At 58.9% G+C, this 22,360-nt stretch carries 18 protein-coding genes; 11 read left to right on the forward strand and 7 right to left on the reverse strand.

Annotation, left to right across the window (positions count from 1 at the left end; genetic code table 11):
- Nucleotides 1-41 precede the first annotated feature (41 nt).
- Genes ACKXF7_RS04660 through ACKXF7_RS04680 form a run of 5 tightly spaced genes read left to right on the forward strand, consistent with a single transcriptional unit; the run spans nucleotide 42 to nucleotide 6,287 of the window.
- Nucleotides 42-542 carry a Wadjet anti-phage system protein JetA family protein gene (locus ACKXF7_RS04660; RefSeq protein WP_423742274.1) on the forward strand — a complete coding sequence of 167 codons (501 nt, stop codon included), beginning with the start codon at nucleotides 42-44 and terminating at the stop codon, nucleotides 540-542.
- Nucleotides 484-1,470: a Wadjet anti-phage system protein JetA family protein gene (locus tag ACKXF7_RS04665; protein ID WP_423742612.1), complete on the forward strand. Its 987-nt coding sequence runs from the start codon at nucleotides 484-486 to the stop codon at nucleotides 1,468-1,470. Before ACKXF7_RS04660 ends, ACKXF7_RS04665 begins: the two co-directional genes overlap by 59 nt.
- A complete protein-coding gene (locus tag ACKXF7_RS04670) occupies nucleotides 1,457-2,053 on the forward strand; it encodes a DUF4194 domain-containing protein (protein ID WP_339394409.1) in 597 nt (198 codons plus the stop codon). Before ACKXF7_RS04665 ends, ACKXF7_RS04670 begins: the two co-directional genes overlap by 14 nt.
- Complete coding sequence (locus ACKXF7_RS04675) at nucleotides 2,050-5,364, forward strand: ATP-binding protein (RefSeq protein WP_423742275.1); 3,315 nt, start codon at nucleotides 2,050-2,052, stop codon at nucleotides 5,362-5,364. The genes ACKXF7_RS04670 and ACKXF7_RS04675 overlap by 4 nt, the downstream gene beginning before the upstream one ends.
- Nucleotides 5,361-6,287 carry an Abi family protein gene (locus tag ACKXF7_RS04680; protein ID WP_423742276.1) on the forward strand — a complete coding sequence of 309 codons (927 nt, stop codon included), beginning with the start codon at nucleotides 5,361-5,363 and terminating at the stop codon, nucleotides 6,285-6,287. Before ACKXF7_RS04675 ends, ACKXF7_RS04680 begins: the two co-directional genes overlap by 4 nt.
- 156 nt (nucleotides 6,288-6,443) lie before the next feature.
- On the opposite strand, the gene ACKXF7_RS04685 is transcribed toward ACKXF7_RS04680, so the two are convergent.
- The 3 genes from ACKXF7_RS04685 to ACKXF7_RS04695 all read right to left on the reverse strand — a co-directional run bounded on the left by ACKXF7_RS04685 (nucleotide 6,444) and on the right by ACKXF7_RS04695 (nucleotide 9,818).
- Nucleotides 6,444-7,181 carry a Type 1 glutamine amidotransferase-like domain-containing protein gene (locus ACKXF7_RS04685; RefSeq protein ID WP_339394407.1) on the reverse strand — a complete coding sequence of 246 codons (738 nt, stop codon included), beginning with the start codon at nucleotides 7,179-7,181 and terminating at the stop codon, nucleotides 6,444-6,446.
- Nucleotides 7,182-7,326: 145 nt separating this feature from the next.
- A complete protein-coding gene (locus ACKXF7_RS04690) occupies nucleotides 7,327-8,304 on the reverse strand; it encodes a hypothetical protein (RefSeq protein WP_423742277.1) in 978 nt (325 codons plus the stop codon).
- A gap of 164 nt (nucleotides 8,305-8,468) precedes the next feature.
- A complete protein-coding gene (locus ACKXF7_RS04695) occupies nucleotides 8,469-9,818 on the reverse strand; it encodes an MATE family efflux transporter (RefSeq protein ID WP_423742278.1) in 1,350 nt (449 codons plus the stop codon).
- A 338-nt stretch (nucleotides 9,819-10,156) separates the two neighbouring features.
- Here ACKXF7_RS04695 and ACKXF7_RS04700 point away from each other — a divergent pair, with 338 nt between their 5' ends.
- Together ACKXF7_RS04700 and ACKXF7_RS04705 are read left to right on the forward strand one after the other, a co-directional pair.
- The gene (locus ACKXF7_RS04700; RefSeq protein ID WP_423742279.1) at nucleotides 10,157-12,214 is read left to right on the forward strand and encodes an efflux RND transporter permease subunit; all 2,058 of its coding nucleotides are present in this window, start codon (nucleotides 10,157-10,159) and stop codon (nucleotides 12,212-12,214) included.
- Between the two features lie 5 nt (nucleotides 12,215-12,219).
- The gene (locus tag ACKXF7_RS04705) at nucleotides 12,220-13,926 is read left to right on the forward strand and encodes a hypothetical protein (RefSeq protein WP_423742280.1); all 1,707 of its coding nucleotides are present in this window, start codon (nucleotides 12,220-12,222) and stop codon (nucleotides 13,924-13,926) included.
- Nucleotides 13,927-14,166: 240 nt separating this feature from the next.
- On the opposite strand, the gene ACKXF7_RS04710 is transcribed toward ACKXF7_RS04705, so the two are convergent.
- Genes ACKXF7_RS04710 through ACKXF7_RS04725 form a run of 4 tightly spaced genes read right to left on the reverse strand, consistent with a single transcriptional unit; the run spans nucleotide 14,167 to nucleotide 16,288 of the window.
- The gene (locus ACKXF7_RS04710) at nucleotides 14,167-14,706 is read right to left on the reverse strand and encodes a histidine phosphatase family protein (RefSeq protein ID WP_423742281.1); all 540 of its coding nucleotides are present in this window, start codon (nucleotides 14,704-14,706) and stop codon (nucleotides 14,167-14,169) included.
- A 9-nt stretch (nucleotides 14,707-14,715) separates the two neighbouring features.
- A complete protein-coding gene (locus ACKXF7_RS04715) occupies nucleotides 14,716-15,144 on the reverse strand; it encodes a hypothetical protein (RefSeq protein WP_423742282.1) in 429 nt (142 codons plus the stop codon).
- A gap of 10 nt (nucleotides 15,145-15,154) precedes the next feature.
- Nucleotides 15,155-16,057 (reverse strand): ketopantoate reductase family protein, encoded by a 903-nt coding sequence (locus ACKXF7_RS04720; RefSeq protein WP_423742283.1) that lies wholly within the window; start codon nucleotides 16,055-16,057, stop codon nucleotides 15,155-15,157.
- A gap of 15 nt (nucleotides 16,058-16,072) precedes the next feature.
- Nucleotides 16,073-16,288, reverse strand: a complete 216-nt coding sequence (locus ACKXF7_RS04725) for a hypothetical protein (RefSeq protein ID WP_423742284.1) — start codon at nucleotides 16,286-16,288, stop codon at nucleotides 16,073-16,075.
- 137 nt (nucleotides 16,289-16,425) lie between these two features.
- Here ACKXF7_RS04725 and ACKXF7_RS04730 point away from each other — a divergent pair, with 137 nt between their 5' ends.
- The 4 genes from ACKXF7_RS04730 (at nucleotide 16,426) to ACKXF7_RS04745 (ending at nucleotide 22,340) form a co-directional block, all read left to right on the forward strand.
- Nucleotides 16,426-17,343: a LysR family transcriptional regulator gene (locus ACKXF7_RS04730; protein WP_249237591.1), complete on the forward strand. Its 918-nt coding sequence runs from the start codon at nucleotides 16,426-16,428 to the stop codon at nucleotides 17,341-17,343.
- 312 nt (nucleotides 17,344-17,655) lie between these two features.
- Complete coding sequence (locus tag ACKXF7_RS04735; protein ID WP_423742285.1) at nucleotides 17,656-19,155, forward strand: carbon starvation CstA family protein; 1,500 nt, start codon at nucleotides 17,656-17,658, stop codon at nucleotides 19,153-19,155.
- A 430-nt stretch (nucleotides 19,156-19,585) separates the two neighbouring features.
- Nucleotides 19,586-21,091 (forward strand): carbon starvation CstA family protein, encoded by a 1,506-nt coding sequence (locus ACKXF7_RS04740; RefSeq protein ID WP_348584073.1) that lies wholly within the window; start codon nucleotides 19,586-19,588, stop codon nucleotides 21,089-21,091.
- 226 nt (nucleotides 21,092-21,317) lie between these two features.
- Nucleotides 21,318-22,340: an ATPase P gene (locus ACKXF7_RS04745; protein ID WP_348584072.1), complete on the forward strand. Its 1,023-nt coding sequence runs from the start codon at nucleotides 21,318-21,320 to the stop codon at nucleotides 22,338-22,340.
- The last annotated feature ends 20 nt before the right edge of the window (nucleotides 22,341-22,360 follow it).

The following is a 22,360-nucleotide window of genomic DNA, read 5'->3' on the forward strand; positions in this document are numbered from 1 at the left end:
ACAATAAAAAGGTATCGAACCAAGACAGAAAGGACGTTTCCATGCAGCTGTTTGAACTGGTGTCCCCGCGGCTGTTCCGCCCGCTGGCGGGGCCGAACCGGGCGTTTTATGCCGAGCTGCTGCTTCTGCTCTGGGAGGAATGCCGCCATACGGCGGACTACAGCATCTCCCGGGCCGAGGCGGTGAGCCGTGCCGAAGATTACTTTGCCGCGCTGGCAAAGCCCCTTGCGCTGGACGCGGACGGTGCAGGCGATGAGGACGAGCAGCCCACCCGCGACCCTCACACGCTGGCGGTGGGCTTTTTGCTGCGGCTGCGCCGCACCGGCTGGCTGGAAGAGACCCCCGGCAGCTACGAGGGCGAAGCGTCCCTTGCCTTTGTGCCGGAGGTGGCCCCGCTGCTGGAAGCGCTGGAAGAGAGTCCTGAACCCCCGCGTAGTCACCTACACCGGCAAGCTGTACAAGGCGTGGCAGCTGCTGGGCGGCATCGGGCAGGAAAAAAGCCCCTACGAGAACGTTCTGCGGGAGGTGGATTCCGACCTTGACGCCCTGAACCGCTCTCTCCGGGCGCTCAACGCCTCCATCGGCCACTACATCGACCGTCTCACCCGCAACCGCACCCCGCAGGAGGTGCTGGAACTGTTCGACCAGTACGAGGAAAAGGTGGTGGCGGCGGCCTACCACCGCTTCAAGACCAGCGACAACCTGTTCAACTACCGCGCCTATCTGGAAGAAGAGCTGGACGACTGCGAGGAAAACCAGCTGCCCCGGCTGGCGCTGGACTACGCCCGGGTGGAGCGCTGCGCCCCGAACGAGGCTGCGCCCCGGGTAAAGGCCCTGCTGCAGAAGCAGCGGGACGCGCTGGAAGAGATGAGTCTGCTCATGCGCCAGATCGATGCCAGCCACATCCGCTACCGCAAGCGGGCCGTGCAGCGGGCACAGTTCCTGCTGCTGAGCGACCGCTCGTCGCAGGGCAGCGTCACCGCCCTGCTGCGCCGCTACGCCGAGGACATCCGCACCCCGGAGCAGCTGTTTGAGCCGGACGACGGCCCGGTGGCAAAGCGACTGCACCTGTACCCGGCGGCAGTGTTCGGGGAAAAATTCCTCTACCCGCCCGCCGCCCAGCGCACCGCCGAGCCGCTGGCCCCCGTGCGTACCGAAGCCTTTGACCCGGAACAGCTGCGCAGAGAACAGCAGCTGCTGCTGGACTACGCCCGCCTTGCCGTCACCGAGGAGAACGTGGCCCTGCTGGCCCGGCAGGCCCTTGCCGCCCGCCCGCAGGTGAACGCATCGGCGCTGGCAGAGGAGTACCCGGGCGATTTTGCCCGCATCATCGGCCTGCACACCTACTCGCAGTCGCCGCACCGGGATTATGACATTCAGCTCACCGGCAATTGGGTGGAGCGCGGCGGCTTCCGCTTTGAGGACTTTGTCCTCACCCGCCGCAGGGAGGAAGAAAATGGCAACCATTAACATGCTGGAAGAAACCGCAAACTACCTGCTGAACCACTGCTTTCTGCTGGGCAGCGTGGAGGATCAGCGGGCAAAATATCTCTATGTGCAGGACCATCTGGATGAAGTCCGTGCCGTGTTCGCGCCGCTGGGCTATTCGGTGCTGCTGTACCCGGCACCCCTGCAGGCGGCGGCGCTGGTCAACGGCCACGAGGGCAGTCAGGCACGGCTGCTGAAATACGAGAGCATCCTGCTGCTGGTGCTGCGGCTTTTGTACCTGCAAAAGCGCGAGAGCCTTGCCGTCAATGCAGACGAGGTGCTGGTGACGGTGGAAGAGGTGCAGACCGAGCTGCAGAAGATGAACCTGCCCCGCCGTCTGGACCAGAAAACGCTGGAAAACCTGATGCGCACCCTGCGCCGGTACAATCTGGCGCGGCCTGTGGGGCGGCTTTCCGGGCTGGACAGCCGCATTGAAGTATTTCCCACTGTGCTGCTGGCCCTGCCGGACGCCGACCTTGCGGACGCCGCCGCCGAGAGCGGCCGCACCCGCACAGAGCTTGGCTTATACGAACGTGCAGACGAAGCAGGGGAGGGTGAAGAATGATCGAACTCAAGCGGCTGAAACTCATCAACTGGCACAATTTTGAAAACGTCACCTTTGACTGCGCCCGCCTGACCTATATGATCGGCGTCAACGCCGTGGGCAAGACCACCATTCTGGACGCCATCCGCTACTGCCTGACCACCAACCGCAATTTCAATGCACTGGGCAATAAAAAGAGCGGACGCACCCTGCAGGGCTCTGTCCACGCCAAGCAGCGCGGCGAGAACGCCTACCGCCGCCCGGGGCACACCGTGGCCTATATCGGGGCCGAGTTCTGGGACAGCGTCAAGCGTACCCCCTTCGTCATCGCGGTGCGGGTGGAGTCCGAAGGCCCCATGCAGGAGCTGCACCCCGGCGACCAGACCTGGTACCTCTCCGAGGACGGCATCACGCTGGAACAGCTGCCCTTCATCGACCCGCGCACCGGCGCACCCAGCGCCAAGGAGGACTTCAAGCCTGAAACAGGCCGCCTTTCCTACACCCGCAGCCCCAGCGAAGCGCGGGACCGCATCTGCCGGGCGCTGGGCATCGGGCGGGCGTCCAGCCCGCTGGGCAAAAAGTTCAACGAGGTGTTCCAGATGGGCACCAGCATGGACGAGATCCCCAACTTCCGGGAGTTTTTGTACCAGTACATCCTGCCCCAGCCGGAGCTGGATCTGGACGCGCTGCAGGGCGACCGGCTGGAGCTGGAAAATCTGCACGCCGTGCTGGCCGAGGCCCAGACCCGCGCCAACGCGCTGGAAGAGATCGTGAATTTTGGCCGCGAAGCTGCCGAAAAGCAGACCCAGACCCTTGTGAACCGGGGCGCGGCGCTGCTGGCCCGCGCCGCTGCCGACGGCAGCGAACAGACGGTCTGGCAGGAGCATCTGGATGCGGGACGCCGCCAGCTGGAACAGCTGAACGCCCGCTATGCGGACGCCAAAAATGCCGAAGCGGAAGCACGCCGGGCCTATCTTTCCGCCCACGGTGCCGCCAGCGCCAGCGGCGAGGGCCGGGCACTGGACGCCCTGACCGAGGAGCTTTCCCGCCGCAAAACGGCGCTGGACGCCGCTGCACGCAAAGCCGAAAAGGCAGAGAGCGCCCTTACCCGCACCCAGAGCCTGCTGGCTGTGCTGCGCCGCAGCGGCTTTGCATCCGGCATCCGGGCCGAAACGCTCACCGCCGAGGAGCTGCCGCAGCTGACGGCGTGGCTCTCCGCGCAGGAAAAGCCGCTGGAAGAAGCCTATTTTGCCGCCCGCCAGAACACCGCCGCCCTGCACCGGGAGCAGACCGGCAAGCGTGCGGAGCTGGACGCCGTGTCCGGCGGCAAGTGGGTCTACCCCCACGACGATGCCGCCACCCGGGTGCGGGATGCGGTCAACACCGAACTGAAGAGCCGGGGCATGCAGCCGGACGCGAAAATTTTCTGCGAGCTGCTGAACGTGGAGGACGAGAGCTGGCAGGACTGCGTGGAAGCCTGCCTTGGGGACCGCCGCTTTGATATCCTTGTGCCGCCCGCTCACTACGAAGCCGCCAAGAGCGCCTTTGTGGCCCTGAAGGACAAGGTGGGGCCTATCAGCCTGCTGGACACCCCGGGCATCCGCAAGGCCAACCGCCGCGCCGACAAATACGGCCCGGACAGCCTTGCCGCGCAGGTGAGCAGCGAAAACCCGCTGGCTGCACAGTATGCCCAGACCATTCTGGGCCGCATCGTCTGCTGCGACACCCCCGATACGCTGGAACAGCATCCCGACAGCGCCACCCGCGACCTTCTGCGCCACCACCCCTTCCGGCTGGAACGGCTGCGCACCCCCCAGCGGTATATCGGTCTGGACGCCCGCCGCGCCCGCGCCGGGGCACTGGCGGCCGAGCTGGAAGCTCTGGGAGAAAGCGCCCGTGCTGCCGCCCAGACAGAACAGAACCTGAAAGCCGCCTATAACCAGTACCAGACCCTGCTGCGGGGCACGGCGCTGGATGAGCTGGCTGCTTTGTGGGACGCCCGTGCCGCCCTGACTGCTGCACAGAATGCTGTGGCCGAGCAGGAAGCAAAGCTCACCGAGTGCCGCGAGAACCCGCTGCTGCAGCAGCTTTACAAGGAGGAAGAAGCCCGCGAAGCCGCGTGGGAGACTGCCCGCGCCGCCGTGGAGCAGGCGGGCGGCGACATCCGCGTGTGCGAAAAGCAGATCGCCTCCTGCGAAGCGGAGCAGAAAAAGGCAGGGGAAACGGCACAGCAGAGCGCCGATGCCGCCCGGAGCTTCTTTGCGGCGCATCCGCTGGTGGAGCCGCTGGCCCGCACCCGGATGCTGGCGCTGGCCCCGGCAGATAAGCCCCGCGCCGCCGCACAGGCTGCGGAAAAGGCGCAGGCCAAGCTGGACGATGCGCTGGCCGTCTATCTGACCGGCACGCTGGAACCGGCCCAGAAGGCCTACAACGAGCACTATGTGTGCGATTATCCGCTGGGCCTTGCAGGGCTGGACCAGTACCGCGCCCAGCACGAGAGCCTTGTGCGCATCGATCTGGAACGCTACGCCGCCCGTCTGGAACAGGCCCAGCGGGACTGCAAGGACCGCTTCCGCAAGGATATCCTGTTCCGCATGAAGGACGATATCTTCAACGCCCGGCGGCAGTTCCGGGAGCTGAACAAGGTGATGGAACAGCTGACCTACGGCGAGGAGGTCTACCGCTTTGAGCTGGAGCCCAGCCGCGACCCGCAGCTGGCGGCCTTCTATCAGGTCATCGTGGACAAGGGCAACCAGCAGATGACCGAGGGCGACTCGCTGGACAACCTTGCCGCCACCGCCGACCCGGCCTACGAGCGTCAGGTGGACGAGCTGATGGAAAAGATCATGGCGGACGTGGACGAGAACACCCGCGCCCGGCAGGAGGGCCGCACCGGCGGCGCCACCCTCTCGGACTATGTGGACTACCGCACCTATCTGGACTACGACATCAAGGTGACCAACCGCGTCACCGGCCAGCAGGCGTACCTGTCCCGGGTCAGCCGCGACTCCTCCGGCGGCGAGAATCAGGCCCCCTTCTATGTGGCCATCTGCGCCAGCCTGCTGCAAATTTATGAGAAGAGCGAGAACAGCATCCGCCTTGTGCTGCTGGACGAAGCCTTCAGCAAGATGACCAGCGACCGCATCCGCCCCATGATGGAGCTGTTCCGCCGCCTGCAGCTGCAGGTGCTGCTCATCTCCACCGTGGAAAAGAGCACCGCCATCCAGCCCTACTGCGACATCACCTACTCCATCGTCCGCCACGGCGATGCGAATGCTATTGCACCGTTTATTCGGATTGAAAAGGATAGAGAGGAGGAAAATGCAGAATGAAGCCAATGCTTTCGACCAAAGAGCTGATTGAGCACATGAAAGAAAAAGGCATCACATTCCGGGAGACTTCTGAAAAAGAAGCAATGGATTTTCTGGAGAATAATAATTATTACATGAAGCTTGCAGCCTACCGCGCAAACTACGAAAAATGCGCAGAAGGCAAGCGGAAGGGAATGTACCAGAATCTGGATTTTGCATATTTGCAGGAGTTGTCTCGACTGGATATGCACTTGCGGCATTTGGTGCTGGAAATGTGTCTGGACATTGAACATGCAATCAAAGTTCGGCTTGTGGACCTTGCAACAAAGGACCCGCAGGAAGATGGATATGATATCGTCCGCCGCTTTCTTGCAGAAGAAGGCGGGATGAGAGTGCTGGAAGGGATACGCAGGCATAAGGCTGGAGAGTACTGCAAGGACCTGATTGCAAAGTATTACCCGTATTTCCCCATCTGGGTGTTTGTGGAGCTGATTTCATTTGGAGACCTGCTGTATTTCTGCTATTTCTGCGAGAAACGATATAACGTAAAAATCGTGAATAGAACATTGATGAACACCGTACGGGATGTCCGCAATGCATCGGCACACAGCAACTGCCTGCTGAATAAGATGACAGAGAGAATCGATGCAACAAAGCAGGTGAACAGCGAAATTTCAAACTTTATTGGAGCTATGCCGGAAATCTCTAAAACATCGCGCGTCAACAATATGAACTGCAAATTTACAAACAGCTTTATTACGCTGTTGTATGTATACGACTGTCTGATGCCGGTCAATTCCAGAAAAAAGCGTTATGAGGAGCTCCAGGAATTTTTGGAAGGAAGAGCTGTACGGCATAAAGAATATTTTAGGACAAATACAAAAATCGTAGGCGTTTATAAATTTCAGGAAAAAGTTATAAAAAACCTATTGACAAACACCTAAACTTCTGATAAAATACCTTCTACAATTGAAAAGCAAAAGCTTTTGTAGAGAGTGGCATATCTTGAAAAAGGTGTTCCACTCTTGATTTTTTTATCCACAGGAAAGGCCCCCTATTACGTAGTAATAGGGGGCCTTTCCTGTGGGAGAATCTGTCCATTATCTCAGCGGCAGCACATCTTCATCTTCGTTGATCTCTTCCATCATCCCGTCCGCAAAGTACCAGCCTTTGCCGTACAGCGCCTCGCTGCCGTCGGCGCACAGGATATACGAGCCGTCCGGCAAAGCGAGAAAATGCCGCTTTTTGCTGTCGGCAAGGGCGATATCCTCCACCTTCTGTCCGTCCAGCACATGATCCCGGATGAACTGGTAGTGGGGCAGGATGCGGGTCTCGGTCAGGCCAAGGCCGTTCATCCAGCGGGAGTAATGGGGGTCGGCGGCTTCGCCCGGTTCCTCGGGTGCGGCGTACACGATGTGGGCGGCGTTCATGCTGCCGGCACTCACGCCCATCACGATGCCGTGGTAGCCGTGGAAAAGCCCCGGCAGGCCCAGCTGAGCAAAAAAGTGGTTCTGGGTGGGCACATGCCCGCCGCACAGCATCACAAAGCCGCTCTGGGACAGAAGAGAACCGATCTCCTCGGCGTTGCGGGCGTCGCAGGGAATGAGCGCCGTCAGGGGCAGGTGGGCATTCGCAAAGCTCTGGGCAAACACCCGGCACATCTCGTCGTTCTGCTCATAGGCTGCGGGGTCTGCCGCAATGGCAAGGCCCAGCACGGCGTGGTCCGGCCAGACGGCCCGCAGGTTTGCCACAAAGTGGTTGCGGGTGTCCAGCACCGGAATATCCGGCCCCGGCTCAAAGGGGCAGCCGCTGGGGCTGCTGGTCAAAAACAATGTCATAATGATCCCTCGTAAAACAGTGAATAAAAAGCTGTGTCCATTCTAACACGATTTGCCCTGCAGCGGCAGAGCCAGAATCACCAAAAAAATCCCCTGCTTTTCGCCGTTTCGCAGAAAGCAGGGGATTTTTAGAAGAAATTAAAGTTCAGTAAACATAGCCTTTGGCGGTATAATCGCTCAGATTGACACGGAAAACTGTCCAGCCATCCGCATTGCGATACATACCGGGTGCAATCTCGGTGTAAGAAGGATCTCTGCCGTTTGCAATCAAAGCCATTTTATTATATTCACTTGCATTGCCGATAACAGTAATAGAGCCAAGTACAGAGTAGGCTTTCTTAACACGAACCTGTTTCAAGTTGAGATTTACGGTAGTGTAGTCCAGCCAGTACTGAATCTTACTGTCATCAGTATAGCTGATAGAAGCAAGTTCATCATCTGTATAGATGCCCTTTACGCAAACGATAACTTCGTTTGTCTGAGTATTGGAATCAAATGTCATTAAAAGTTTTTCAAGGTTGGCGTAGTAGCGCTCAGGTGTTTCCACAATAGAAGCCACTTTTGCCGCACGGGCAGCGTTGACCTGTGTTTTAGTAGTGGAGTACCCTTTGGCGGCATAATCAGAAAGGTCAATGCGGACTTTGTAATTGAGAGAGTCTTTGATAAAGCCGTTTCCTAAAATGCTGATGCCGGAACCACCCGAAAAGTTTTTAACAGCAGCTGTATAGTTGAGTTTGGCAAGACCTTCATTGAAATGTCCGCCAACGGGTAGCAAATCATAGGAATAGCCGGTTTTACTGTGGCCGTTCTGGTCGGTCACAACATACTCGATATAAAGACAAGGACCATATGTAGTACCCTGAGCAACTCTTGCATCAAACTCGCTTTGAACCCAGTAATCTGTGTCACAAAAACCAATGGCACCGGTCAAGGTAACTTCGGCGGCATTGCCGTTATCATTTGCAACATTGCTGAAAAACTGGTTTAGAGAAGAATAATACAGCTGTCCACGTGCAAGAACTTCCGCATCGGTAAATGCATAGGTGGGCTCTTCAGCGAATACGTGTAACGGAAGCATAAGCAGTGCCAGCAGTAACGAGACCAGAAATTTTCTGCGTTTCATATAAAACCTCCTTGCGAACAAAGCCCAAAAACATTATCTTGATTAAGTATAATATGGTCTTATGCGGGCTTCAATGGAGATGATAGACAAAAATAACCGCAGAAATTCGTTTATTTGTCGAATTTCTGCGGTTACGTTTAATGGAAAGAATATAGATGAACTGCTTACACCTTTCGGTAATGGAACACCTTGTCCTTGGTGAGGAGCATGGCGGCGCTCACGGCCAGAGCCGCCAGCTCGGCGGCGGTGACGGCCAGCCAGATGCCGTCGATGCCCAGCAGCATCGGCAGCAGGAGAATGGCGATCACCTGAAACGCCAGCGTGCGCAAAAAGGAGATCAGTGCGCTGGTCACGCCGTCGCCCAGCGCCGTGAAGAAGGAGGACGCATACACGTTGAAGCCCATGATGAGGAAGCTCAGCGCATACAGCCGGAAGGCCCGGCTGGTCAGGGCCAGAAGCTCCGCGTCGTAGCCCACGAAAACGCGCGCTACACAGGGGATGATGAACATGGAAGCCAGCGTCAGGGTCACAGCCACCACGGCGATGAGCCGCAGGCTCTTGCGGTAGAGGTTGTGCACCTCGGCATGGTTGCGGGCACCGTAGTGGAAGCTGACGATGGGCGCACTGCCCACGGCATAGCCCACGAACACCGCCACGAACAGGAAGGCCGCGTACATGATGACGCCGTAGGCGGCCACGCCGTTCTCACCGGCCAGACGCAGCAGCTGGAAGTTATACAGGATATTGACCAGCGACATGGAAAGGTTGGTCATCAGCTCGGAAGAGCCGTTGATGCAGGCGTCCCGCAGCACGCCGCCATAAACTTTCGTCTGGCACAGGTGCAGGCGGCTGGTGTTGCTGCGGTCGATGAAGTAGAACACCGGCAGCACGCCGCCCACCAGCTGGCTGATAAAGGTGGCAATGGCAGCGCCCTCCACGCCCCAGCCCCAGACGCCTACCATCAGCACATCCAGCACCATGTTGGTGCAGCCTGCGCCCACGGTGAACCAGAAGCCGAGGTGCGGCTTTTCGGCGGTGACAAAAAAGCTCTGGAACATATTCTGCAGCGCAAAGGTGGGCAGGGACACCATCAGGATGCGTCCATAGCGCACCGCGTAGTCCAAAAGCTCCCCCTTTGCGCCCAGCAGCACGGCAATGGGCCGCAGGAACACAATGCCCAGCACCGCCAGCACACTGACCGAGACCAGAGCCGCCAGCAGGAACAGGGTGAAATAGCGGTCGGCCTTTTTCTGGTCGCCCTCGCCCAGCGTGATGCCCACGATGGCGCTGCCGCCGGTGCCCAGCATAAAGCCGATGGTGCCCAGCAGCATGGGCAGCGGCATGATGAGGTTGACCGCCGCAAAGGCCGTTTTGCCCACAAAGTTGGAGACACACAGGCCGTCCACGATGCCGTAGATGGAGGTGAACAGCATGGTGCCGATACAGGGCAGCACGAACCGCAAAAGGCGGGAATAGGTAAAGTGATCGGAAAGCTGGATCCGCTGCTTGGACATGGCGTCCTCCTTTCTGCACAAGGTGCAAAAACGGGCCGGATAAATGTCCGCGAGTGCACGCCCTGCCTCGATCTGCTTCGTCACTACGGCAACGAAACCTCCGGCGGGGCGCTGTCTGCACGGCATCTTATCCGGCCCGTTTCAAATTACGTTGAAAACGGTCCTCCGATGAACCAAAAAAGAGCATATCAGAATTTATTTTTGTTGTCAAGGCAGAAAAATCAAAAAAATCGGCATTCGGGGCCAAAATTCATAAACTGTCTCTTCCCAACGTTTATCAAACCTGTTAGAATGATAAAAGTTTTTTTATGGATCCGGAAAGGAGAACTCCTGTTTTGATGAAACGTTTTTATACCGCCATCGTGCGCCGCCGCAGGCTGGTGCTGGCGGTGTTTGCACTGGCGGCTGTGCTGAGCATGGCTGCCACAAGCCGGGTGCAGGTGGATTATGATATCAACGACTATCTGCCGCCGGAATCCCCCTCCACCACCGCCATCGAGGTGATGAACGGTGCTTTCACCGGCGGCATCCCCAACATGCGGGTCATGGTGCGGGATGTGACGGTGCCCCAGGCGCTGGAGTACAAGGAAAAGCTTGCCGCCATCGATGGAGTGTCCTCCGTTGCATGGCTGGACGACAGTCTGGATGTGACGGTGCCTTTGCAGATGCAGGACACCGCCACGGTGGAGAGCTATTATAAGGATGGCTGCGCCCTGTTCACCGTGACGGTGGAGGACGAGAAGCGTCTGGAAGCCGTGGCTGCCGTGCGGGAGCTGATCGGGGAGGGCAACGCGCTGGAGGGCGCGGCGGTCTCCACTGCCGTTGCCACCAACTCCACCGTGACCGAGGTGGCAAAGATCGCCGCCATCGCGGTGGTGTATGTGCTGTTCATCCTGATCCTGACCACCGATTCCTGGGCGGAGCCGCTGCTGGTGCTGACGGGTCTGGGGGCGGCCATCCTGCTCAACAACGGCACGAACCTCATCTTCGGCACCATCTCCTTTGTCACCAATGCGGCGGGCAGCATCCTGCAGCTGGCGGTGTCGCTGGACTACTCGGTGTTCCTGATCCACCGCTTTGCGGAGTGCCGGGCCGAAACCCCCGGCGCCAGCCCGGAGGAGTGCATGGTGGACGCCCTGTGCAGATCCACCGGCTCCATCCTGTCCAGCGGCCTGACCACCGTCATCGGCTTTCTGGCACTGGTGCTCATGCAGTTCCAGATCGGCCCGGACCTGGGCCTTTCGCTGGCAAAGGGCGTGGTGCTGAGCCTTGTCACCGTGTTCACCTTTATGCCCGCGCTCACGCTGGCAGCGTATCAGTGGATGGATAAGACCCACCACAGGCCCCTGCTGCCCAGCTTTGACAAGTTCGGCCGCTTTGTGGCCCGCATCATGCTGCCCATGGCACTGGTGCTGGTCGTCCTGATGGTGCCCAGCTATCTGGCCTCCAACTCGAACCAGTATTACTACGGTGCCGCCCACATGTTTGGCGAGAACACCCGTCTGGGTGCGGACACCGCCGCCATCGAGGAGACCTTTGGCCGCAGCGACACCTACGTTGTACTGGTGCCGGAGGGCGACACCGCCACGCAGCAAAAGCTTTCGGATGCACTGCACGACATCCCGGAGGTGACCGGCATCCTTTCCTATGTGGACAACGCAGGCGCGTCCATCCCGCCGGAGTTTGTGCCCGGGGATACGCTGGGGCTGCTGGTCTCCGGCGGCTACACCCGCATGGTGCTGACCGTGGACGCCGACACCGAGGGCGATGGGGCCTTTGCGCTGGTGGAGCGGGTGCGCGCCACGGTGCAGCAATATTACCCGGACAATTATTATCTGGCCGGTCAGGGCGTGAGCACCTATGACCTGATGGACACCATCACGGCCGACATGGTCAAGGTGAACCTGCTGGCCATCGGCGCGGTGTTCCTGATCCTGCTCCTCATGAAGCGCCAGCTGCTTTTGCCCATCATTCTGGTGCTCAGCATCGAGACCGCCATCTGGATCAATCTGGCCATCCCGTACTTCCGGGGCCAGTATGTGTTCTACATTGCCTACCTCATCATCAGCTCGGTGCAGCTGGGCGCTACGGTGGATTACGCCATCCTCTTCTCCGACCGCTATCAGGAGTTCCGGGAGACGCTGGGCCGCAAAGAAGCCGTTGCGGCCACGGTGTCCGCCGTGACCACCTCGGTCAGCACCACCGGCAGCGCCATGGCGGTGGTGGGCTTTTTGATGGGAGCCATTTCCACAAACCAGCTGCTGGGCCAGCTGGGCAATTTTCTGGGCGTGGGCAGTCTGGTGTCGCTGGCCATCGTGCTTTCGGCACTGCCGGGCTTTTTGTATCTGGCCGACCCGCTCATTATAAAAAAGAAAAAACAGCCGAAGGAGGCTTGACCGAGATGAAACATCGATTTGTGCGCCGGGTGTCGGCGCTGGCGCTGGCAGGCTGCCTGCTGGCGGGCAGCAGTCTGCCGGCTTTTGCAGCAGCCTCCGCTGCCAAGGAAGAGGTCATTTATGCAAACCTTACGGCCTCCGGTGCTGTGACCGGCGTGTACGCCGTGAACAGCTTTTCCGTGCAGGCGGGGGACACCGTTGCGGACCACGGCAGCTACACTGCCGTGCGCAACATGACCACGAGCGATGCCGTGGAGCAGAGCGGTGATACGGTCACGGTGCATGTGACGGAGGACGGCAAACTCTATTATGAGGGCACCATGGACGCCGCCACGGCCCTGCCGTGGGTGGTAAAGCTGACCTATACGCTGGACGGGGCAGAGATCAGCCCCGACGAGCTGGGCGGCAAAAGCGGTGCGCTTTCCATCCGGCTGCAGGTGAGCCGCAACCCGGACTGCACCGGCAGCTTTTTTGACGACTACGCGCTGCAGGTGACCATGAGTCTGGACACCGGCCTTGCCCGGAACATCAGCGCGCCGGGCGCTACGGTGGCGAACGTGGGCAGCAAAAAGCAGCTCTCCTACATCCTGCTGCCGGGCGCGGACAGCGACGTGACCGTCACCGCCGATGTGACGGATTTTGCCATGGACGCCGTTTCCCTGAACGGCGTGCGGCTGAACCTGAACCTCGACCTCGGGGATATGGACCTGACCGGGATGCTGGAACAGCTGCAGAGCGGTTCCGTGCAGCTGGACGATGGTGCCAACGCGCTGGCAGACGGCATTGCGCAGGTGCAGGCGGGCATCGACACCCTGAACGGCAATTCTGCCGCTCTGACCGGCGGCTCAGCCCGGGTGCGTGGGGCCCTTACCCAGATGCAGACCGCGCTGAACGGCATCTCGGCCTCCACCGACGAGCTGAACACCCTGCTGGATGCCTCCACCCAGATCCGGGACGGCATTGCCCGGCTGGATGAGGGCGCGGCACAGCTGGAGCAGCAGGTGAGCTTTGAAGCCTACAAGGCCATCCTCAAAGAAAACGGCCTTGATCTGGATGTGGTGAAGGAGGGCAACGCCAAGGCCATCCAGCAGCTGCAGGGCATGGTGTGGATGATGCCCCAGCTCAAGGATGTGATCCTGCTTTTGCAGGGCTCCACCGCCAACATCGACGCCATGCAGACCTATCTGGACACGGTGAACGGCGGCATCGCCCAGCTGCACGAGGGCAGCAGCACCCTGAACGGCAGCTACGGCGAGTTTGACGCCGGTGTGCGTCAGCTGGCCGGTGTGCTGACCGGGATGCTGGGCAATCTCTCGGTGCTCACCGACGGCGTGAACCAGCTGGCGTCCCAGTATGTCCAGCTGGACAACGGCCTGAACGCCTACACCGACGGCGTAGCCCAGCTGAAAGCGGGCGTTGCGCAGCTGGCTGAGGGGGCGTCTCAGCTGACCGGCGGCACCGGCGAGCTGCGCAGCAGCGTTTCCGGCATCGACATGGGTGCCCAGCTGGACAGCCTGCTGAACAGTCTTTCCGGCGGCGGGGAGGTGCAGAGCTTCACCTCGGCAGAGAACACCGAGGTGAGCGCGGTGCAGTTTGCGCTGCAGACCACTGCCATCACAGCCCCGGCCCCGGCAGCCCAGCCGGAACCGGCGGCTGTGACCCTGACCTTCTGGCAGAAGCTGCTCAAGCTGTTTGGGCTGTATAAAGGATAAGACATAAAAAGAAAGAATCTGCAATTGTGATGCCCGAAGTTCAGGCTGACAGTTGCAGATTCTTTTTTGTTAACGGGCTCGCCCTCTCAGTCTCACATTTGTTCGACAGCTCTCCCAAAGGGAGAGCCCTTGGCAGAACCAGAAAGTTGACCGTAATGCCAAAGCCTCTCACTTTGGGAGAGGTGGCACGCCGCAAGGCGTGACGGAGAGGGCGAGCCCGTGCAAGATTTTGAAGAAACTTTATTCAAAATGATATTCCACCAGTTCGCAGTTTTTGATGCCCGCGGCTGCGTATTCCTCGTTGGTCATGTCGTAGAAATAGGACTGCACTACCCGGGCGATGCCGTTGTGGGCCACCAGCAGATAGGTCTTGCCGGTGTCAGCCTTCAGCTCGTCCAGCAGGTTGTAGATGCGCTGCGCCAGCTGCAACATACTCTCGCCGCCGTCGTAGCGGTCAGCAAAATAAGTCTTGGAGAGGTGAAATTTTGCGCCGTTGCGGGGCGTGCCCTCGTATTTGCCGAAGCACTGCTCCCGCAGGCGCGGCTCACACCGGGCGGGCAGGCCGGTGGCCTCGGCAATGGCCATGGCGGTGTCGGCGGCGCGGGACAGGGGAGAGTACAGGATCTCATCGATGTGCACCCCGCTGGCCTTGACGGCTTCGCCCAGCTCCTGGGCCTGCTGGCGGCCCCGCTCGGTGAGGGGGCTGTCGGTCATGCCGCAGATCTTGTTTTCAACGTTCCACACGGTCTCGCCGTGGCGGGTAAAATACAGCTTGTGCATGGCAGCTCCTTACTCGGACTCTTCGTCGGTGCGCAGTTCGTCCCGGATCGTATCGCAGAGGTCCGTGATGTCACTTGTCAGATGGTCAGTGGTCAGCCGGTCCAGAAAGTCGTAAACGCGCTCGTCACCAAAAGCATGTCGCTCGTGGTTTTCGTTGAGAATATCGCCCCAGTCGCTGCCCAGAACGGTGCGGAATGTTTCCAGAGGGGAACAATGGACCAAAAGGAACACGTTCCGCATGGCAAGGTGGAATACAAAGCTGGCGCTCAGACCGGTGCCGAGCAGCTTTTTTGCGCAGCCGGATGGGAGACACTCCATGGCTTCGTCTGCAAAAGCCCGCTCCAGAAGGGCGGGGTCATAGGCGTTGGCCTCTTCCAGAAGAGCGGGGATCTCATCTTCCGGAAAGCCAAGAAAACGCAGAGCGTGATTCAGGTCCATAAAGTCCTCCTTACTTGCAGTAGCCCGCTTCGATCTCGCGGATGCGGGTGTAGAAAAAGTCGTTGGCAGGGGTAGGCATCCCGTACTTCTTGGCCCGCTGGCGCACCACACCGGCAAACTCCTCCACCTCGGTGGGGCGCTTTGCCAGCACATCCTGCCGCATGCTGGGCATGCCTTCGGGGTTGAAGGTGGGCATCATGGCGTCGATGAACCTCACATCGTTGTCCGGCGGCAGGGGCACGCCCTCAAGGTTCGCCAGCCGGATGACCTCCTGCATGGCCGCGCGCATCATGTCCTGTGCCTCGCCGGGCTGGCGCAGGCCGCCGTAGGGCTGGTCAAAGGCGGCTGCGGCCTGATTCAGGCCGTCATTCACCATCAGCTTGTTCCACTGCTTGTAAAGGATATCCCCACAGGGCTCGTTGGCAATGCCGCACTCGTCCAGATAGTCGGCCACGGCCTGCACGCGGTCGGTCATTTCGCCGCTGCGCTCACCGAACTGGATCTTGCCCGCCTGATTGAACACCAGCGTGCGCCCGGTGCGGGTGGCGTCCATGCCGATGGCAACGCTCCACAGGGTGTGGCCGGGATAGGCTGCGTCAATGTGCTCCTCGCTGGTGATGCCGTTCAGCACGCTGAGGATGACGGTGTCCGGCCCTACGAACTTTGCAATGTCCTGAATGGCCTGCTCCAGCACCGTGGCCTTGACGGCCACCAGAAGCAGGTCTACCGGCCTGCCCTCGGCGGGGGTGACGTAAGAGAACTTGCATTCTTCGCCGTTACAGACGACCGGTTCGGCAGAGTAGCGGGCAATGCGGTCCTCGTCGGCAATGATCTGCACGCCGGGCATTTTGCGGCCGAACAGGATGCCCAGTGCGCCCAGACCGATCAGGGCAGAGGTTTTGATCTTTTTCATGTGTTCCTCCTGTGTTTATGCCTTTTTCAGCGTTCCGTCTGCGGTCAGGACGACCGTGCTGCCCTCGTCGATGCCAAGGCGGGTGAGCTCTTTGTCCGGGTAGGGCAGGGTGCGCCGCTCCCCGGCGGGATCGGCCAGCGTGACATCGCACAGCACCGGCTGACCGGCGGGCAGCTCCTCACAGCCGTACAGCTGTTCGTCAATGCGCAGAACGCGGTAGGTAGTCTCCATAGCAGCTAAACTCCTTTTTGTAAATACAGCATTTTTATTATAAAGCTCTGCGCGGGGCGCGTCAACCGCATTTGGCTTGACAGCCGGCCGCCCGGCTTGATAAAATAGGAATGATTTTTGGAACAGGGGGCAGTCACATGAATATTACGGAACTGCGTTATCTGGTGGCCATCCGCAAGTGGGGCTCGGTGAGCGCGGCGGCAAAGCAGCTGTATGCGGCCCAGCCCAATGTGAGCAAGGCGCTCAAGAATCTGGAAGAGGAATACGGCATCCGCATCTTTGAGCGCTCGTCCACCGGCATGATCCCCACCGAACAGGGACGGCATTTTATCCGGCAGGCAGAGCGGGTGCTGGACGAGGTGGACCGGCTGGATCTGGACGCCCGCAGCCGACAGAGCAGCTGTGCGGAGCTGCGGGTGGTGCTGCCCCACGCCACCTACGCTTCCTACGCGACGGTGGATTTTTTGCAGCAGATGGCAGAAAGCCAGCAGCTGCGGGTGCATATCCGGGAATCCGGCTCCATGGAAGCACTGGATCATGTGCTGCGGCGGGGCTATCATCTGGCCCTGCTGCGCTACGCGGAGGAGGATGAGGATTATTACCGCCGCTACTGCGACCGTCACGGCCTGCACCGGGAGCCGGTGATGGAGTTTGAATACCGGCTGCTGACCAACCGCGAAGGCCCGCTGGCAAAGTGCGAGGTGACCGATATCACCCAGCTGAACAGCTATATGGAAGTCCTGCACGGTGATTTCCAGCTGCCCGGCGGCGAGGACAGCGGCCTGCGCTGGCATACGAACCCGAACCGCCGCATCCATGTGTACGAGCGGTGCAGCCAGTTCTCCATCCTGCAGAACCTGCCCAATGCCTATATGTGGGCGTCGCCCATGCCAAAGCGGGCGCTGGAACAATACCATCTGGTGCTCAGGAAGTGTCCGGCCCAGCGCCAGCGCATGAAGGATGTTCTGGTCTATCCGGACAGGGGGACCCTGCGCCCGGAGGAGCAGACCTTTGTGCAGCTGCTGCACAAGCAGGCGGCGCTGACCGTGAAATGACCGCCGAAACCGGTTAAGAATTGGTAAAACATCAGAATGCAGAAAAACCGGAAAGCAAAGGAATTTGGCCGACAGCCGCGGCGCTTTATGCGCTGCGGCTGTCTTTTTGTTGATGAACCGCACGAAAAAGAAACGAAGCATCAGCTAAAAATCTTTGCTGGTATATGGCCTTTGATATGCCCCTATACCAGAAGCATATTATCACTTTTATGAAAAATATGTTAACATAGACCCAGAAAGCTGGCCGGGATGGATGGAAAATGTGGAAAATGTTTCCATCCTTCCGGCACAAAGAAAAAGGAGGTTTCTGGTATGATCAGTTTCTTACTCTGTCTGGCGATCCTGATCGTGGGCTACTTTGTCTATGGTAAGATCGTGGACAACACCTTCGGCCCGGACGACCGTGAAACGCCTGCTGTGCGCATCAATGACGGTGTGGACTACGTTGTGATGCCCCAGTGGAAGCTGTTCCTCGTTCAGCTGCTGAACATCGCCGGTCTTGGCCCCATTTTTGGTGCCATGCAGGGCGCATTGTGGGGCCCGGTGGTCTTTTTGTGGATCACCTTCGGCACCATCTTTGCAGGCGGTGTGCACGACTACTTCTCCGGCATGATGAGTGAGCGCAACGACGGCGCTTCCATCGCTGAGATCACCGGCAAATACTTAGGCCCTGTGATGCAGAACGTCATGCGCGTGTTCTCGGTGGTGCTGCTCATCATGGTGGGCACCGTGTTCGCGGTGGGCCCCGCCGGCCTGATCGTGGAGCTGTGCAGCCAGAGCGGTGCTTCCGGCGTGCTCACCTCGCTGCTGTTCTGGCTCATCATCATTCTGGTGTACTACTTTATCGCGACCTTTATCTCCATCGACGCGGTCATCGGCAAGATCTACCCCATCTTCGGCATCTGCCTGATCATCATGGCCATCGGCGTCATCTTCGGCATCTTCACCAACCCTGCCTACACCATCCCGGAGATCTGGGATCACTTCGGCAGCATGCATCCGTCGGGCACCCCCATCTGGAGCTTCATGTTCATCACGGTGGCCTGCGGTGCGATCTCCGGCTTCCACTCCACCCAGTCGCCTCTGATGGCCCGCTGCATGAAGAGTGAGAAGCAGGGCCACTTCGTGTTCTACGGCGCAATGGTCTGCGAGGGCGTCATCGCTCTGATCTGGGCCGCTGCAGGCTGCAGTCTGTACGAAGTTACCGGCGGATTGAACACCGGTCTGGCACAGGCGCTGGCCATGGGCCAGTCCAAGGCCATTTATGATGTCTGCTCCAAGACCATGGGCGGTGTGGGCATCGCGCTGGCAATGGTCGGCGTTGTGGTGTGCCCCATCACCTCCGGCGATACCGCATTCCGCTCCGCACGTCTGACTCTGGCCGACTGGTTCAAGATCGATCAGGACAGCTACGCAAACCGCCTGAAGCTCTGCATCCCGGTTCTGGGCGTGGGCGCTTTCCTGGGCATCGGCAACGCACTGGGCTTCATCAACTACACTGTGATCTGGCGCTACTTCAGCTGGACCAACCAGACGCTGGCCATGATCGTTCTGTGGGCTGCATCCATGTACCTCTTTAAGGAAAAGAAGAACTACTGGATCACCGCTGTGCCTGCCACCTTCATGAGCGCGGTCTCTTCCACCTACTTCATTCTGGCTCCCGAATGCCTGGGCAGCCTGCTGAACAGCAAGACCGCAGAGGGCGCCACCATTTACAACACCGCAGTGGCATACCCCATCGGTGTCATCTTTGCCATTGCAATGCTGGCGGTCTTCCTCCACGCAACGAAGAAGGCAGCCCAGAAGGCATGACGCGATATATACAAACATATATACAAATGATCTGCTGAATAAGGCACCCTCAGCTGAAACGGCTCGGCGGAGGGTGCCTTGTATTTTACGGCGATTCAGGCAGAAAAATCACGATTTGCGGAAAAAATCGAAAACGATTGAGCAACTTGCACAAAAACAGGCCGGAAAGTTTGGCAGCAGCGGCTTTGACCGGTTCCGGGAAAAGGTCTTTGCCGGGGAGTTAAGAAAATTTGCCGTAAATGCGATAAAAATTCTTTGCAGGTATTCCGCGGAAGCATCTTGCTATATACTTTTTGATATGGGAACCATACCAGAAAAATATTAACTGCTTTATGAAAAAAGTGTTAACATGAAGCCAGAGATTGGTCAGAGCCGCGGCTGGGCACGCAAAATGCTGGCTGCGGTTTGAATCAAAAAGGAGGTTTCTGGTATGATTAGTTTCTTACTCTGTCTGGCGCTCTTGATCATCGGCTACTTTGTCTATGGCAAGATCGTTGACAACACGTTCGGACCGGACGACCGCGAAACTCCTGCTGTGCGCATCAACGACGGCGTTGACTACGTTGTGATGCCCCAGTGGAAGCTGTTCCTCGTCCAGCTGCTGAACATTGCAGGTCTGGGCCCCATCTTTGGTGCACTGCAGGGTGCTCTGTGGGGTCCCGTGGTGTTCCTGTGGATCACCTTCGGCACCATCTTTGCAGGTGGTGTGCATGACTACTTCTCCGGTATGATGAGCGAGCGCAACGATGGCGCATCCATCGCTGAGGTCACCGGCAGATACCTTGGACCTGTCATGCAGAACATCATGCGTGTGTTCTCTGTTGTGCTGCTGATCATGGTCGGTACCGTGTTCGCAGTGGGCCCCGCCGGCCTGATCGTTACCCTGTGCAAGAACAGCGGCATGTCCGGTCTGCTGACCACCACCCTGTTCTGGCTGATCATCATTCTGGTGTATTACTTCATCGCCACCTTTATCTCCATCGATGCCATCATCGGTAAGATCTACCCCGTGTTCGGCATCTGCCTGATCATCATGGCTGTGGGCGTTATCTTCGGCATCTTTACCAACCCCGCCTACACCATCCCCGAGATCTGGGCAAACTTCAACAACATGCATCCGTCGGGCACTCCCATCTGGAGCTTCATGTTCATCACCGTTGCCTGCGGCGCTATCTCCGGCTTCCACTCCACCCAGTCGCCTTTGATGGCTCGCTGCATGAAGAGTGAGAAGCAGGGCCACTTCGTGTTCTACGGCGCAATGGTCTGCGAGGGCGTCATCGCTCTGATCTGGGCCGCTGCCGGCTGCGCACTGTACACCATCACCGACGGTAAGATGGCTGGTCTGGCCGAGGCTCTGGCTGCTGGTCAGTCTGCTGCCATCTACGATGTGTGTGCAAAGACCATGGGCGGCGTTGGCATTGCTCTGGCAATGATCGGCGTTGTCATCTGCCCCATCACCTCTGGTGATACCGCGTTCCGTTCCGCTCGTCTGACTCTGGCCGACTGGCTCAAGATCGATCAGGACAGCTACGCAAACCGCCTGAAGCTCTGTGTCCCCGTTCTGGGCGTTGGTGCTTTCCTGGGCATCGGCAACGCACTGGGCTTCATCAACTACACTGTGATCTGGCGCTACTTCAGCTGGACCAACCAGACGCTGGCTATGATCGTTCTGTGGGCTGCATCCATGTACCTGTTCAAGGAAAAGAAGAACTACTGGATCACCGCTGTGCCCGCTACCTTCATGAGCGCTGTGTCCTGCACCTACTTCGTGCTGGCACCTGAGTGCCTGGGCAAGATGATCAATACTTATGCAGACGGCAAGCTGGTCGCTTACAACACCGCCGTTGCATACCCCATCGGCATCATCTTTGCAATCGCAATGCTGGCACTCTTCATCCATGCCACCAAGAAGCACACCGCTTCCCAGAAGGCATAAGGACGTCTGCCGCATCGCATAAGCCTTAAATTCTAACACCCCCGCCGCTGTGCCTGCAGTGACGGGGGTGTTTTGACATAACAGACAAACCTTTTGTGCAAATCTTAGCAGCCGGAGGGGTTGCATTTTAAGGGCTGCGGTGCGAAAATAGAACCGGTGATCTTATTTGGAATGGCTGCAGCATCTGCGGCCGGACCGGAAACTAACAGTAAAGAAGGGAACTTCCATGATCTTCAAACCTGCACAGCTGGGTATGGCAAAGCTTGATCAACAGGAGCTGGTGGAGGACAAAAAGTCCTGCAAAAAGATCGGCCCCTGCGGCGTTGGCAAAAAGGCGCTGTACCTCAACAGCTTTTACATCGACCGCCGCTATTATCTGCCCTACGGCAGCATCAGCCGCGTGTTCAAGCGGGTGGCTATGAGCTCCGGCGGCTTTACCGGCAAGGGCATGTTTGCCTCCATGGCCTACCTTGTGGTGGAGTACGACGGCGGCAAGCAGAAGCAGTGCAACTTCAAGGATGAGCGCGACGTGGACAAGCTGCTGGAGGTGCTGGCCAAAGAGCAGCCGCAGATCCATCTGCTCAGCGCAGCCGGTGAGCAGATGCTGCAGAAGAAGGAAGCCGAAAAGGCCTCCCGCAAGCTGCCGGAAAGCGAACTGACCGACGAAGCCCGCCACAGCATCACGGTGCTGCGCAGGGCAAAGGAATATCTGGAAGCAAAGCCTGCCCTCTCCGATGAGCTCAGCGCAGCCGAGCGCCGCAAGCGTGCCCAGCTGCAGAGCAAGCCAGTGTACCGCTATGTGGCGCTGGCCATCTTTATCATGGGCATCGTCTCTGCAGCCTATGGCCTGTATGCCGTCACCACCCATACCGGCGGCTATGGCATCTACTTTGCGCTGTTCGGCTTTGCAGCCATCTTCCTGTTCTCCAGCTACAACATGCTGCCCACCGCCCACAACAACCACAGCGCTATCATGAAGCGGGCCGAGAAGGCCGAAGCTGCCATGGCAGAGTACGTGAAGCACTACCCCAGCGGTGCGTTCCCGGTGCCCAGCCGGTATGCCCATCCCATCGTGCTCAAGCAGATGAGCGATGCCATTGAAGAGGGCCGCGCCGTCACGGTGCCGGAAGCCCTTGCTGCTGTGGAAAGCCGCCTGAAATCCCTGAACGCAGATGTGCAGGTGGAACAGGAGGAGTACGACGAGGTGGTGGTCATCAAGGCCATGTTCCTCAACCATGATTATCAGTAAAGATCCTCATAAAACAACAA

This window comes from Faecalibacterium sp. 7 (genome assembly GCF_049562865.1).
Taxonomy (GTDB): Bacteria; Bacillota; Clostridia; order Oscillospirales; family Ruminococcaceae; genus Faecalibacterium; species Faecalibacterium wellingii.

What these genes read in the sequence shown, in the direction of transcription:
- ACKXF7_RS04710 (WP_423742281.1), bottom strand. Translation starts at nt 14,706, where the DNA reads ATGCACAAGCTGTATTTTACCCGCCACGGCGAGACCGTGTGGAACGTT.
- ACKXF7_RS04690 (WP_423742277.1), bottom strand. Translation starts at nt 8,304, where the DNA reads ATGAAACGCAGAAAATTTCTGGTCTCGTTACTGCTGGCACTGCTTATG.
- ACKXF7_RS04660 (WP_423742274.1), top strand. Translation starts at nt 42, where the DNA reads ATGCAGCTGTTTGAACTGGTGTCCCCGCGGCTGTTCCGCCCGCTGGCG.
- ACKXF7_RS04705 (WP_423742280.1), top strand. Translation starts at nt 12,220, where the DNA reads ATGAAACATCGATTTGTGCGCCGGGTGTCGGCGCTGGCGCTGGCAGGC.
- ACKXF7_RS04745 (WP_348584072.1), top strand. Translation starts at nt 21,318, where the DNA reads ATGATCTTCAAACCTGCACAGCTGGGTATGGCAAAGCTTGATCAACAG.
- ACKXF7_RS04670 (WP_339394409.1), top strand. Translation starts at nt 1,457, where the DNA reads ATGGCAACCATTAACATGCTGGAAGAAACCGCAAACTACCTGCTGAAC.
- ACKXF7_RS04720 (WP_423742283.1), bottom strand. Translation starts at nt 16,057, where the DNA reads ATGAAAAAGATCAAAACCTCTGCCCTGATCGGTCTGGGCGCACTGGGC.
- ACKXF7_RS04675 (WP_423742275.1), top strand. Translation starts at nt 2,050, where the DNA reads ATGATCGAACTCAAGCGGCTGAAACTCATCAACTGGCACAATTTTGAA.
- ACKXF7_RS04715 (WP_423742282.1), bottom strand. Translation starts at nt 15,144, where the DNA reads ATGGACCTGAATCACGCTCTGCGTTTTCTTGGCTTTCCGGAAGATGAG.
- ACKXF7_RS04680 (WP_423742276.1), top strand. Translation starts at nt 5,361, where the DNA reads ATGAAGCCAATGCTTTCGACCAAAGAGCTGATTGAGCACATGAAAGAA.
- ACKXF7_RS04725 (WP_423742284.1), bottom strand. Translation starts at nt 16,288, where the DNA reads ATGGAGACTACCTACCGCGTTCTGCGCATTGACGAACAGCTGTACGGC.
- ACKXF7_RS04730 (WP_249237591.1), top strand. Translation starts at nt 16,426, where the DNA reads ATGAATATTACGGAACTGCGTTATCTGGTGGCCATCCGCAAGTGGGGC.
- ACKXF7_RS04685 (WP_339394407.1), bottom strand. Translation starts at nt 7,181, where the DNA reads ATGACATTGTTTTTGACCAGCAGCCCCAGCGGCTGCCCCTTTGAGCCG.
- ACKXF7_RS04700 (WP_423742279.1), top strand. Translation starts at nt 10,157, where the DNA reads ATGAAACGTTTTTATACCGCCATCGTGCGCCGCCGCAGGCTGGTGCTG.
- ACKXF7_RS04740 (WP_348584073.1), top strand. Translation starts at nt 19,586, where the DNA reads ATGATTAGTTTCTTACTCTGTCTGGCGCTCTTGATCATCGGCTACTTT.
- ACKXF7_RS04735 (WP_423742285.1), top strand. Translation starts at nt 17,656, where the DNA reads ATGATCAGTTTCTTACTCTGTCTGGCGATCCTGATCGTGGGCTACTTT.
- ACKXF7_RS04695 (WP_423742278.1), bottom strand. Translation starts at nt 9,818, where the DNA reads ATGTCCAAGCAGCGGATCCAGCTTTCCGATCACTTTACCTATTCCCGC.